This is a genomic window from Streptomyces calvus (assembly GCF_006782915.1).
GTDB lineage: Bacteria > Actinomycetota > Actinomycetes > Streptomycetales > Streptomycetaceae > Streptomyces > Streptomyces calvus.
The window spans coordinates 1-11,694 of record NZ_VCNP01000045.1 but is presented as its reverse complement, the minus strand read 5'-3'; the positions used below and the strand labels follow the sequence as shown (position 1 = coordinate 11,694).

Genomic DNA, 11,694 nt, shown 5'->3' with positions numbered 1-11,694 from the left:
TCCGCGGCGTCCAGTTAACGGGCAGATAACTGAACGCACTTTGCCGCGTCTGTTCCCTTGACACCCTCGCCCGGACCCGCGACTCTTCAACACATCACTTGTGGGAGCGCTCCCACAGTACCTGACACATACACAACCCGCACGTTCCCCGCCCGAGCCGCAACGAGCACGATACGGGCCCAACAACGCCGTTGGCCGGGGGGTCGGCACGTCAGGGCAACAGGAGGACGCAATGCGAGCACGTACCCTCCCCCTCTCTCGGCAGCGGTCGGGCGGGGGGACGCCCATCGCCCGCAAGGCACTGGCCATCGCGGCCGTGGTGTCGCTGGGCACCGGGCTGCTGGCCGGCTGTGCCGACGACGGCGGCGACGACGAGTCCGGTTCCTCGTCGGGCGAGGGCAAGACCACGATCACCCTGGGGCTGTTCGGCACCATGGGCTTCAAGGAAGCCGGCCTCTACGCCGAGTACGAGAAGCTCAACCCCGACATCAAGATCGCCGAGAACGTTGTCGAGCGGAACGAGAACTACTACCCGGCTCTCGTCAACCACCTCACCACCAACAGCGGCCTGATGGACGTCCAGGCGATCGAGGTCGCCAACATCGCCGAGGTCGTCGGCACCCAGGCGGACAAGTTCACGGACATGTCCAAGGTCGAGGGCGTGAACAAGGCCGACTGGCTGGACTGGAAGTGGCAGCAGGCCACCACCAAGGACGGCCAGACGATCGGGCTGGGCACCGACGTCGGCCCGATGGCCATCTGCTACCGCAAGGACCTCTTCGAGAAGGCCGGCCTGCCGACCGACCGCGAGGAGGTCGGCAAGCTGTGGGCGGGCGACTGGAACAAGTTCATCGAGACCGGCCGGAAGTACAAGAAGGCGGCCGGCAAGGACACCTTCTTCATGGACTCCCCCGGCGGTCTGCTCAACGCCGTCCTGAGCAGCGAGAAGCAGAAGTTCTACGACGCCTCCGGCGAGGTGATCTACAAGTCGAACCCGGCCGTCAAGGACGCCTTCGACCTGACCGCCGGTGCCGCGAAGGACGGGCTCGTCCAGTCGCAGACCCAGTTCCAGCCGGCCTGGGACCAGACCATCGCCAACAACAAGTTCGCCACCGTCGCCTGCCCGCCGTGGATGCTCGGCTACCTCAAGGGCAAGTCGCAGCCGGACGCCGCCGGCAAGTGGGACGTGGCCGTGGCGCCCAAGTCCGGCAACTGGGGCGGCAGCTTCCTCGGCGTGCCGAAGAGCGGCAAGAACGTCGAGGAGGCGCAGAAGCTGGTCGCCTGGCTGACCGCGCCCGAGCAGCAGGCCAAGCTGTTCAAGGTGCAGGGCAGCTTCCCCAGCTCCCAGGCCGCGTACGACAGCCCCGAAGTGACCGGCGCCAAGAACGAGATGACCGGCGACGCCCCCATCGGTGAGATCTTCTCCGAGGCCGCCAAGCAGATCCCGGTCCAGGTGATCGGCCCGAAGGACCAGATCATCCAGCAGGGCCTGACGGACAACGGCGTCATCCTGGTGACCAAGGGCAAGTCCGCGGCAGAGGCCTGGGAGACGGCCACCAAGACCATCGACAACAACCTGGACAAGTGACCCGCATGGCCACCCGTCACGACACCGCCGCGCTCCCCTCCAAGGGGGGCGCGGCCCCGGGCCGTCCGCCCGGGGGCTCCGCCAAGGACCAGGACGAGCGGCGCCGGGCCAGGTTGTCCCGCCGCTGGCAACGGGACATGCGCTGGAGCCCGTACGCGTTCGTCGCTCCGTTCTTCCTGCTGTTCCTCGCCTTCGGTCTGTTCCCGCTGATCTACACGGGCTGGGCCTCGCTGCACCAGGTGGAGCTGACCGCCCCGACCGACATGAACTGGGTGGGGCTGCGCAACTACACCCGGATCTTCGACGACGACTTCTTCTGGAACGCCGCGAAGAACACGCTGACCATCGGCATCATCTCGACCGTCCCGCAGCTGCTGATGGCGATGGGCATCGCCCACATCCTCAACTACAAGCTGCGCGCCTCGACCTTCTACCGGGTCGCGATGCTCGCGCCGTACGCCACCTCGATCGCCGCCGCGTCCCTGGTGTTCGTGCTGCTCTTCGGCCGCGACTACGGCATGATCAACTGGGCGCTGGACTTCGTCGGGATCGACCCGGTCGACTGGCAGGGCGAGAAGTGGCCCTCGCAGATCGCCGTGTCGACGATCATCATCTGGCGCTGGACCGGCTACAACGCGCTGATCTACCTCGCCGCGATGCAGGCCATCCCGCAGGACCTGTACGAGTCGGCGGCGCTGGACGGCGCCAGCCGCTGGCAGCAGTTCCTCCACGTCACGCTGCCGTCGCTGCGTCCGACGATCCTGTTCACCGCGGTGGTCTCGACGATCGGCGCCAGCCAGGTCTTCGGTGAGCCGCTGCTGTTCGACGCGAACAAGGGCGCCTCGGGCGGCGCGGAGCACCAGTTCCAGACGCTCGGCCTGTACCTGTACGAGCAGGGCTGGGTGAACCAGCACCTGGGCCGCGCCTCGGCGATCGCCTGGACGATGTTCCTGATCCTGATCGTCATCGGCATCATCAACTACGTCATCTCGCGCCGGCTGCGCGCCAGCAGTTAAGGAGTTGTGGCCGTGACGACGACTGTGACGCCCCCCGAGACCCCGCCCGCCAAGGCGCAGAAGCGCTCGCGTCTGCCGAAGTCCGCCCGGGCCGGCGGCACGCTGCACGGCGGTCCGATCGCGTACACGATCCTGGTCCTGTTCACCATCGGGTCGCTGTTCCCGCTGGTGTGGACCGCGATCGCCGCATCCCGGGACAACCAGCGGCTGGCGCAGACCCCGCCGCCGTTCTGGTTCGGCTCCAACCTGTTCAAGAACCTGGAGATCGCCTGGAAGGACGCCAACCTCGGTGAGGCGTTCCTCAACACCACGATCGTGGCGGGCATTTCGGCGGTGACCATCGTCACGCTCTCGACGATCGCCGGGTTCGCCTTCGCCAAGCTGCGCTTCAAGGGCCGCAACGCGCTGATGCTGATCGTGATCGGCACGATGATGGTGCCGCCGCAGCTCAGCGTGATCCCGCTGTACATGATGGTCGCCAAGCTGGACTGGACCGACCAGCTGCAGGCGGTCATCTTCCCCTCGCTGGTCAGCGCGTTCGGCGTGTTCTTCATGCGGCAGTACCTGATCCAGGCGCTGCCGGACGAGATCATCGAGGCCGCCCGGGTCGACGGCGCGAGCAGTTGGCGCGTGGTGTGGCACGTGGTGTTCCCGGCCGCGCGGCCGGCCATGGCCGTGCTCGGCATGCTGATGTTCGTGCAGACCTGGAACGACTTCCTGTGGCCGTTCCTGGTGCTGACCCAGACCGGCAACCCGACGGTGCAGGTCGCCGTCGCGGGCCTCGGCCGCGGGTACACCCCGGACCAGTCCCTGATCATGGCGGGCGCCCTGCTGGGTACGCTGCCCCTGCTCCTGGTCTTCGCGATCTTCGGCAAGCAGATCGTGGGCGGCATCATGCAGGGCGCGGTCAAGGGCTGACGCCCGGCCTCCGCACCACCCGGGGGCCGGGTCACCGCCGCCCCGGCCCCTCTTCCCCCTTTACTTCCTTCACTCGTCGGTCCTCCACGACCACCTATGGGAGCGCTTCCATGTCTGACTCCGCAACGCCGGCGAACCCGGTGACCTTTCCTCCCGCCTTCCTCTGGGGCGCCGCGACCTCCGCGTACCAGATCGAGGGGGCGGTACGGGAGGACGGGCGGACCCCGTCCATCTGGGACACCTTCAGCCACACGCCCGGCAAGACGGCCGGCGGCGACACCGGTGACATCGCCGTCGACCACTACCACCGCTACCGCGAGGACGTGGCGCTGATGGCGGAGCTGGGCCTGAGCGCCTACCGCTTCTCCATCTCCTGGTCGCGGGTCCAGCCGACCGGGCGGGGCCCCGCGGTGCAGCGCGGCCTGGACTTCTACCGCCGGCTGGTGGACGAGCTGCTGGCGCACGGCATCAAGCCGGCCGTCACCCTCTACCACTGGGACCTGCCGCAGGAGCTGGAGGACGCGGGCGGCTGGCCGGAGCGCGACACCGCCTACCGCTTCGCGGAGTACGCGGCGATCGTCGGTGAGGCGCTCGGCGACCGGGTGGAGCAGTGGATCACCCTCAACGAGCCGTGGTGCAGCGCCTTCCTGGGCTACGCCTCCGGCGTGCACGCGCCCGGCCGCACCGAGCCGGCGGCCTCCCTGAAGGCCGCCCACCACCTCAACCTGGCGCACGGCCTGGGCGCCAAGGCGCTGCGCTCGGTGATGCCGGCCCGCAACTCGGTCGCGCTCAGCCTCAACTCGTCGGTCGTGCGGCCGCTGTCGCCGGGCGATCCGGCGGACGTGGCGGCGGCGCGCAAGATCGACGACCTGTCCAGCGGCATCTTCCACGGCCCGATCCTGCACGGCGCCTACCCGGAGACGCTGCTGGAGGCGACCTCGTCGCTCACCGACTGGTCCTACGTCCTCGACGGCGACCTGGACCTGATCCACCAGCCGCTGGACGCGCTCGGCCTCAACTACTACACGCCCACCCTGGTGTCGGCGGCCGACCCGGCCACGAAGGGGCCGCGGGCCGACGGGCACGGGGCGAGCGACCACTCGCCGTGGCCCGCCGCGGACGACGTCGCCTTCCACCAGTCGCCCGGCGAGCAGACCGAGATGGGCTGGTCGGTGGACCCGACGGGCCTGCACGAGCTGATCATGCGCTACACCCGGGAGGCGCCCGGACTGCCGCTCTACATCACCGAGAACGGCGCCGCCTACGACGACAAGCCGGACGCCGACGGCACGGTGCACGACCCGGAGCGCGTCGCCTACCTGCACGGCCACCTCTCGGCGGTGCGCCGGGCCATCACCGACGGCGCCGACGTGCGCGGCTACTTCCTGTGGTCGCTGCTGGACAACTTCGAGTGGGCGTACGGGTACGAGAAGCGCTTCGGCGCGGTGTACGTCGACTACGTCACCCAGCAGCGCACCCCGAAGTCCAGCGCCCTGTGGTACGCCCGTGCCGCCCGCTCGGGCGCCCTTCCGGCCCTGGACGACCGGATCTGACCGACGACCGGGGTCACCATCCGTCCGGCTCCGGGACCGGCTCCGGCTTCGGAACCGGCTCCGGCTTCGGAACCGGCTCCGGCTTCGGAACCGGCTCCGGAACCGGCTTTGGCTTCGGGACCGGGACCGGGACCGGGACCGGGACCGGCCTTGCTCCGGGACCGGGACCGGGAGCCGGAGGCGGACGGTCGCAGGCGACGGCTGCCCGTCGCGGAGCCGGAGGCGGACGGTCGCTGCCGGTCGCGGGGCCGGAGGCGGACGGTCGCAGCCGGTCGCGGGGCCGGGAGGCTCGCGGTCGCGGGCCGGACGCTTCCGGTCGCGGAACCGGAGCCGCCGGTCACCGAACCGGAGGCTCGCGGTCACGGTTACCGGAGCCGCCGGTCACCGAACCGGAAGCTCGCGGTCGCGGAACCTGGGGCTCGCGGTCGCGGGGCCCGGAGGCACGGAGCACGGAGGCGGGGCGCGGCGCCCTGGGGGGAGGCGCCGCGCCCCGTTCGTGTGCCCGGCCCGGTTCTCCGGGGGCCGGGCGGGTCAGTTGTAGGCGGCGAACGCCTTGGAGAAGGCGAACTTCTCCTGGAGGATCGAGCTGCAGGTGGCGTCGGCGGACGGCTTGGTGCCGCCGGGGCACTGCTGGTCCCGGGTGCCGGACCACATCGACAGCTCGCCGAGGCCCTTGGACCGGGCGAAGTCCACCAGCTGGGTCGCGTCGTCGACCGTGAAGATCTCGGTGACGACGTCGTTGACGCCGATCATGGGGGTGACGGCGACGGTCTTCCACGCCTCGCTGTCGCTCAGCCCGAGGACGCCCTTGATCTGCGCCTGGGTGGCGGTGGCGGCCTGCTCGGCGTAGGTGCCCATGTCGTCGCTGTAGGCGGGGCCGTAGTCCATCGCCATGATGTTGACCGCGTCGATCCGCACGCCGTTGTCCTTGGCGTCGGCGAGCAGGTTCACGCCGTCCTGGGTCAGTCCCTCGGGCATCACCGGGAGGGTGAAGGAGACGTCCAGGTCCGGGTGGGCCTTCTGGAGCTGGGCGATGGCCTGGGCCCGGCGGGTGTTGGCGGCGGCGTTCGGCAGGGCGCCGCCCTCGACGTCGAAGTCGACCTCGGTGAGGTCGAAGGCGTTCACCACCTTCTCGTACGCCGCTGCCAGCGCGTCCACGGAGGTGCAGGTCGTGCCGAGTTCGGAGCCGGCCGCGCCGCCGAAGGAGACGCGGACGTCGCCGCCCGCGGCACGCAGCGCGCCGATCTGTCCGGCCACCGGGTTGGACGCGAGGTCGCCGGTGCCGCCCCAGGTGGGAGTGCAGCCGCCGCCGTCGGTGACGAAGGCGAGGTTGTAGTGCTTCACTCCGGTCGCCTCGGCGCTCGCGAGCAGGTCGAAGGCCGGGCTGAGCGAGGTGTCGACGTACGGGGCGAAGCGGGCGTCGTCCGTGGTGCCGGTGCCGGTGCCCGGTGTGGGTTCGGCGGTGGCCGTGGGCTCCTCGGTGGGCGTGGGCCGGTCGGTCGGGGCTGCGGTGGGGGTGGGGGCGTCGGTGGGCCGGCCGCTGGGTTCGGGGGCGGGTCCGCCGTCCGTGGCGCATGCGGCGCCGTCGACCACGCAACCGGTCGGGGCGGCCGTGCCCTTGACGACGAAGCCGACGGTGACGGACTCGCCGGCGGCCAGGCCGTCGGTGTCCCACGCGGCCGGCCGGACGGTGACGTGCCGGCCGCTCACGCCGGACTCGGCGTTCCACAGCGAGGCGAGTTCGGTGCCCTCGGGCAGGTCGAACTCCAGTGTCCAGTCCGCGTCGCGCTCGCCGCTGTTGTTGGTCACCACGTACTGGGCGGCGTAGCCGGTCGACCACGCACTGGTCCTGGTGTACGCGGCGGCGACACCGGCCGCCTGGGCGGTGCCGGTGAACAGGAAGGCGCCGCCGCCCGCCACGGCCGCCGCGACCACGCCGCCGATCAGCTTGTTCCTGCCGCGGACCCTGCGCCGGTGCGTACTCATCGCGTGCCTGCCTTCATCGGTTGCGGGGGGTGTGCGGCAGCACGCTAGCGAGACGTAAACGGGCAAATGCCTTGATGCGGGAGGGCGTTCGGGATCTTAGGGTGCGCTTAAGGAAGGGATCGGAGGCGGTTAAAGGAGGCCGTCAGCCGCGCCGGTCCGCGCCGGCGCACGGTGCCCCGGTGGCCGTGCCGGCGGGGTGCGCGCTCGCGGCCGTCGAGCTGGATCCAGATCCGCACCTCGGTCCCGCCGAGCACCGAGGAGCCGATGCGCACGTCCCCGCCGGTGGACTCCGCGAGCCGGCGCACGATGTCCAGGCCGAGCCCGGTCGAGCCGTCGCTGCCGGAGCCCCGGCCGCGGGCCATCGCCGCCTCGGGGTCGGGTATGCCGGGGCCGGCGTCGGAGACCAGCACGATCACCGCGTCGTCGCCGTTGTGCACATCGACGGCGAAGGCGGTGCCCTCGGCGGTGTGCCGGAAGACGTTGCCGAGCAGCGCGTCCAGGGCGGCGGCCAGGTCGGCGCGGGCCACGGGGATGCGCACCGGCCGGTCGGCGCCGGCCACCCGCCACTTGCGGCCCTCGTCCTCGGCGAGCGCCGACCAGAACGCCATTCGCTCGCGGACCACCTCGGCCGCGTCGCATCCGGCGCCGGGGCCCGCCGCGGCCGTCTGCGGCTTGGCGTCCCGCGCGGTGCGGATGATGGTGTCCACCTCGCGCTCCAACTGCTCGACCGCCGCCCGGGTCTGCTCGGCGGCCGGGCCGTCGCCGAGGGAGGCGGCGTTGAGCCGCAGCACGGTCAGCGGGGTGCGCAGCCGGTGGGACAGGTCGGCGGCCAGCTCGCGCTCGTTGGCGAGGAGTTGGACGACCTGGTCGGCCATGGAGTTGAACGCCACCGCCGCCAGCCGCAGTTCGGTCGGCCCCTCCTCCGGCACCCGGGCCCCCAGCTTGCCCTCCCCCAGTTCGTGCGCCCCCTCCACCAGCCGCCGCGCGGGCCGCACCATCCGTACGCCCAGCCGGTCGGCGACCGCGACGGAGCCGAGGATCAGCGCGACGCCGACGGCGGCGAGCACCGCCCAGGCCGTGCCGACGCCGTTGGTGACCTCGGACTCGGGAACGAACACCTCGACCACGGCGATCTCGCCGGTGCTGAGCGCGACCGGCTGGAGCAGCGCCGAACCGCCGGAGACGGCAGACGTGGAGACGCGGCCCAGTTTCCGCACGGCCGCGATGTCCTCGGCGGTGGCCCGGCGCCGGCCTATGTCGAGGGCTTCGCCGCCGTCGCCGGCCGGGAGGTGCACGGCCAACGAGGCGTCGGAACCGACGGAGGCGACGACGCGTTCGAGCTGGTCGCGGTCGGTGGTGATGGAAAGGGCGGGGGCGACGGCCGCCGCCACCCGCTCGGCGTTGGAGAAGGCGCGGTCGCCGGCCAGTTCGCGGACGACGAGTCCGAGCGGCACCGCGAAGGCGACGACGACCATCGCGGTCACCGCCAGCGACACCTTCACCAGGGCCCACCTCATCGCGGTGGCTCCACCGCGGTGCCGGGGTGCTGGGCGGGCGGCTCCAGCTTCACGCCGACGCCGCGCAGGGTGTGCAGATAGCGGGGCCGCGCGGCGGTCTCCCCCAGCTTCCGGCGCAGCCAGGACAGATGGACGTCGATGGTCTGGTCGTCGCCGTAGGACTGCTGCCACACCTCGGCGAGCAGTTCCTTGCGGGGGACGACCACGCCGGGCCGGCCGGCGAGGAAGGCGAGCAGGTCGAACTCGCGCCGGGTCAGGTCCAGGCGTGCGCCGTCCAGTTCGGCCTGGCGGCGCAGCGGGTCGACGGTCAGCCCGCCGACCCGGATCACCGGTGAGGGTGCCGCCCCGCCGCCGCCCGCGCGGGCCCGGCGCAGCACGGCCGCCATCCGGGCGGAGAGGTGCTCCACGGAGAAGGGCTTGGTCAGGTAGTCGTCCGCGCCCGCGTTGAGCAGCCGCACGATCTCCGTCTCGTCGTCCCGGGCGGTGGCGACGATGACCGGGACGTCCGTGATCCCGCGCAGCATCTTCAGGGCCTCGGAGCCGTCCAGGTCGGGCAGTCCGAGGTCCAGGACGACGACGTCGAAGCGGAAGTGGGCGACCTCGCGCAGCGCCTCCAGTGCGGTGCCCACACTGCGCACGGTGTGCGAGGCGTCGGTCAACTGCCGGATGAGCGCCGAGCGTACGAACTGGTCGTCCTCGACCACGAGAACACTTGCCATGCGCCGCACCGTACGCCATGGCGGGCGGGCCCGGTACGGGCCTGTGGACAACTCCGGGTGCCTCCCCGGGGCGCGACACTCGTGGGGCGCGTGGGGCAGTATGGGCCGACGATGCGCAGAGGACTCGTACACGTACTGGCCTGGCTGCTCGCCACGGGCGCGGCGGTCACGCTGTCCTGGTGGGGTGTCAGCACGGTGCTGACGGGCACCGCCTACGATCCGCCGCGCGCCCTGCCGATCGCCGCGGCCGGTGCGGACGAGTCGGCCGGGGAGCGGTCGTACCCGGTGTCGTCCTCGACGCGGCGGCCGCCCGGCGAGGGGCGTTCCGAGGATGCGGCGGAGCCGCGGGAGCCGTCGCCCGGACCGGAGGAGACGTCCCGCGAGCCGGCCCCGCAGCCGTCCCGGACCGCCACTCCCCCGCCTTCCCCCGCACCGGCCACGACCGGCCGGGTGAAGGGGTACGACACCAGGGGCGGCCGGGCGGTGTTCGACCTGGGCGAGACGTCCGCGTCCCTGGTGTCGGCGACGCCCGGCGCCGGCTGGTCGATGCAGGTGTGGAAGACGGAGACGTGGATCCGGGTGGAGTTCGCCTCCGGCGCGGACCGGGTGTCGGTGTTCTGCACCTGGCACGACGGGCCACCACGGGTGGACGTCGGAACGTACTGACCGGACCCGGAAAGCACGCATCGAGAACGGACCGTGCGGACGCCCGCCGGAAGACGGACGCGGGCCGCCGGATCCGGCCGTCTCCCGCCCCGGAGCCGGTGACTACCGGAAGACGGAGGCGGGCGGTGCCGGTGACGCGACCGCCGCCAGGTCCGTCACCGGCGTCGCTCCGCCGGTGAAGTCGACCAGCTCCCTGCCGTGCTGGACGCGGCCCGGGTGCGGGTCGGAGGCGGCCCTGCGGGTCAGTTCGGCGATCGGCAGCGGCGCGTCCGAGGCGACCAGGACGGCGTTGCCGAAGCGCTTGCCGCGCAGGACCGCGGGGTCGGCGATCAGCGCGAGTTCGGCGAACCGGGCGGCGGCGGTGGCGATCTGGCCGCGCAGGTGGGCGAGCGGGGGCCCGTCGGCGAGGTTGGCGGCGTAGATCCCGCCCGGGGCGAGGGCCCGTCGGACGTCGTCCAGGAACTCGGTCGAGGTCAGGTGGGCGGGGGTGCGGGCGCCGCTGAAGACGTCGGCGACGACGAGGCCGGCCCAGCCGTCCGGCACCTTGGCGAGCCCTTCCCTGGCGTCCGTCGAACGCACCCTGATCCGGGCCCTGGCGTCCCACGGCAGTTCCCGCCGCACCAGTTGCACCAGCTTCGCGTCCCGTTCCACGACCTGCTGGGTGGAGCGGGGACGGGTCGCGGCGACATAGCGGGCGAGGGTGCAGGCGCCGCCGCCGAGGTGCACGGCGTTCAGTGGTTTGCCGGGCGGCGCGGCGAGATCGACGACGTGGCCGAACCGGCGCTGGTACTCGAAGGAGAGGTGAGCCGGGTCGTCGAGGTCGACGTGGGACTGCGGGGCTTCGTCGATCAGCAGGGTCCAGGCCCGCGCCCGGTCCCGGTCCGGGACCAGCCGGGCGAGCCCGCCGTCGACCTGCTCGACCACGGCCTCGGCGCCGCCGCCCTGCCCGCGCGCACTGTTCCTGGACCTTCCCATGGCCCCATTGTCGCAAGGGTCCGGGCGGTCACCGGCGGGCGCGGGCCGCCGTCAGCTGCAGCTGTCCGCGGCCTCGATCAGGCGCTGCGCCTCGCCCAGCGCCTCGCGCAGCACCGCGGGGTCCGTCGCCCGGTCGGCGTCGCCGGGCGGCAGCAGCCAGTTGGCGCCCTCCACCGGCGGCTCGGGGGCCAGTCGCAGTCCGCGGCCGTCGGTCCGGGTGCAGGTGCTGCCGGGTACGTCCCAGGCGGCGGCCGTGCCCGGTGGCACCAGGAAGCCGAGGGTGCCGCCGCCGTCGTGCAGCACCGGGCCGACCGCGTCACCGGCTCCGCGACGCAGGATGTCGACCGCCTCCAGGCCCTGCCGGGCCGGGACCGTCACCACGTCGCAGTCCGTACCCGGCCGCTGTGAAGAATCGTTGCTCCAGCAGGTCATCCCGGCCTCCACCACACACATCCCTGGTTCGACGAGCGGGTCGGGAGTCGGGGGGCTCCCGGTCCACAGGATTCAACGAGCCGGGGCGTCAACGGCTACGGCGGAAGTCCGCCACAAAGGATGGCAGTTCATGGCAGATCGCGGATGACATATCCGCTTTGTGGTCAAACTGCGCGTGGTGACTCCGTCACAGCAGGTACGTTCTTGCCCGCCGGAAACAGGTCAGCACACGGACAAATCCCCCTGAATCCGGCATGGTTCGACGGTTCGCAGAGAGGACCCGGCCATGGCGTCGTCAACGGTGCCCTCGTCCCCGCCCGACCG

General features: G+C 72.0%; 10 protein-coding genes. 5 read left to right on the top strand and 5 right to left on the bottom strand.

Features of this window, described 5'->3' with window-relative positions; translation table 11 throughout:
• Window positions 1-232 precede the first annotated feature (232 nt).
• From FGW31_RS22010 to FGW31_RS21995, 4 genes are all read left to right on the top strand, one after another.
• The gene (locus FGW31_RS22010; RefSeq protein WP_142195196.1) at window positions 233-1,588 is read left to right on the top strand and encodes an ABC transporter substrate-binding protein; all 1,356 of its coding nucleotides are present in this window, start codon (window positions 233-235) and stop codon (window positions 1,586-1,588) included.
• 5 nt (window positions 1,589-1,593) lie between these two features.
• Window positions 1,594-2,604, top strand: a complete 1,011-nt coding sequence (locus tag FGW31_RS22005; RefSeq protein ID WP_142195195.1) for a carbohydrate ABC transporter permease — start codon at window positions 1,594-1,596, stop codon at window positions 2,602-2,604.
• Between the two features lie 12 nt (window positions 2,605-2,616).
• Window positions 2,617-3,522, top strand: coding sequence for a carbohydrate ABC transporter permease (locus tag FGW31_RS22000; RefSeq protein ID WP_142195194.1), 906 nt, complete (start codon window positions 2,617-2,619; stop codon window positions 3,520-3,522).
• A gap of 110 nt (window positions 3,523-3,632) precedes the next feature.
• Window positions 3,633-5,075, top strand: a complete 1,443-nt coding sequence (locus FGW31_RS21995; RefSeq protein WP_142195193.1) for a GH1 family beta-glucosidase — start codon at window positions 3,633-3,635, stop codon at window positions 5,073-5,075.
• Between the two features lie 531 nt (window positions 5,076-5,606).
• On the opposite strand, the gene FGW31_RS21990 is transcribed toward FGW31_RS21995, so the two are convergent.
• From FGW31_RS21990 to FGW31_RS21980, 3 genes are all read right to left on the bottom strand, one after another.
• Complete coding sequence (locus FGW31_RS21990; protein WP_142195192.1) at window positions 5,607-7,061, bottom strand: cellulose binding domain-containing protein; 1,455 nt, start codon at window positions 7,059-7,061, stop codon at window positions 5,607-5,609.
• Between the two features lie 107 nt (window positions 7,062-7,168).
• A complete protein-coding gene (locus FGW31_RS21985) occupies window positions 7,169-8,578 on the bottom strand; it encodes a sensor histidine kinase (RefSeq protein ID WP_142195191.1) in 1,410 nt (469 codons plus the stop codon).
• Window positions 8,575-9,297, bottom strand: coding sequence for a response regulator transcription factor (locus tag FGW31_RS21980; protein WP_182674756.1), 723 nt, complete (start codon window positions 9,295-9,297; stop codon window positions 8,575-8,577). The genes FGW31_RS21985 and FGW31_RS21980 overlap by 4 nt, the downstream gene beginning before the upstream one ends.
• 111 nt (window positions 9,298-9,408) lie before the next feature.
• Here FGW31_RS21980 and FGW31_RS21975 point away from each other — a divergent pair, with 111 nt between their 5' ends.
• Window positions 9,409-9,963, top strand: a complete 555-nt coding sequence (locus FGW31_RS21975) for a hypothetical protein (RefSeq protein ID WP_142195190.1) — start codon at window positions 9,409-9,411, stop codon at window positions 9,961-9,963.
• Between the two features lie 102 nt (window positions 9,964-10,065).
• Here FGW31_RS21975 and FGW31_RS21970 read toward each other — a convergent pair whose 3' ends face one another.
• On the bottom strand, window positions 10,066-10,938 hold the full coding sequence (locus FGW31_RS21970; protein WP_142195189.1) for a spermidine synthase: 873 nt from the start codon (window positions 10,936-10,938) through the stop codon (window positions 10,066-10,068).
• Between the two features lie 51 nt (window positions 10,939-10,989).
• Window positions 10,990-11,370: a hypothetical protein gene (locus FGW31_RS21965; protein WP_142195188.1), complete on the bottom strand. Its 381-nt coding sequence runs from the start codon at window positions 11,368-11,370 to the stop codon at window positions 10,990-10,992.
• Window positions 11,371-11,694: the final 324 nt, after the last annotated feature.

What these genes read in the sequence shown, in the direction of transcription:
- FGW31_RS22010 (WP_142195196.1), top strand. Translation starts at nt 233, where the DNA reads ATGCGAGCACGTACCCTCCCCCTCTCTCGGCAGCGGTCGGGCGGGGGG.
- FGW31_RS22005 (WP_142195195.1), top strand. Translation starts at nt 1,594, where the DNA reads ATGGCCACCCGTCACGACACCGCCGCGCTCCCCTCCAAGGGGGGCGCG.
- FGW31_RS21995 (WP_142195193.1), top strand. Translation starts at nt 3,633, where the DNA reads ATGTCTGACTCCGCAACGCCGGCGAACCCGGTGACCTTTCCTCCCGCC.
- FGW31_RS21990 (WP_142195192.1), bottom strand. Translation starts at nt 7,061, where the DNA reads ATGAGTACGCACCGGCGCAGGGTCCGCGGCAGGAACAAGCTGATCGGC.
- FGW31_RS21985 (WP_142195191.1), bottom strand. Translation starts at nt 8,578, where the DNA reads ATGAGGTGGGCCCTGGTGAAGGTGTCGCTGGCGGTGACCGCGATGGTC.
- FGW31_RS21980 (WP_182674756.1), bottom strand. Translation starts at nt 9,297, where the DNA reads ATGGCAAGTGTTCTCGTGGTCGAGGACGACCAGTTCGTACGCTCGGCG.
- FGW31_RS21975 (WP_142195190.1), top strand. Translation starts at nt 9,409, where the DNA reads ATGCGCAGAGGACTCGTACACGTACTGGCCTGGCTGCTCGCCACGGGC.
- FGW31_RS21970 (WP_142195189.1), bottom strand. Translation starts at nt 10,938, where the DNA reads ATGGGAAGGTCCAGGAACAGTGCGCGCGGGCAGGGCGGCGGCGCCGAG.
- FGW31_RS21965 (WP_142195188.1), bottom strand. Translation starts at nt 11,370, where the DNA reads ATGACCTGCTGGAGCAACGATTCTTCACAGCGGCCGGGTACGGACTGC.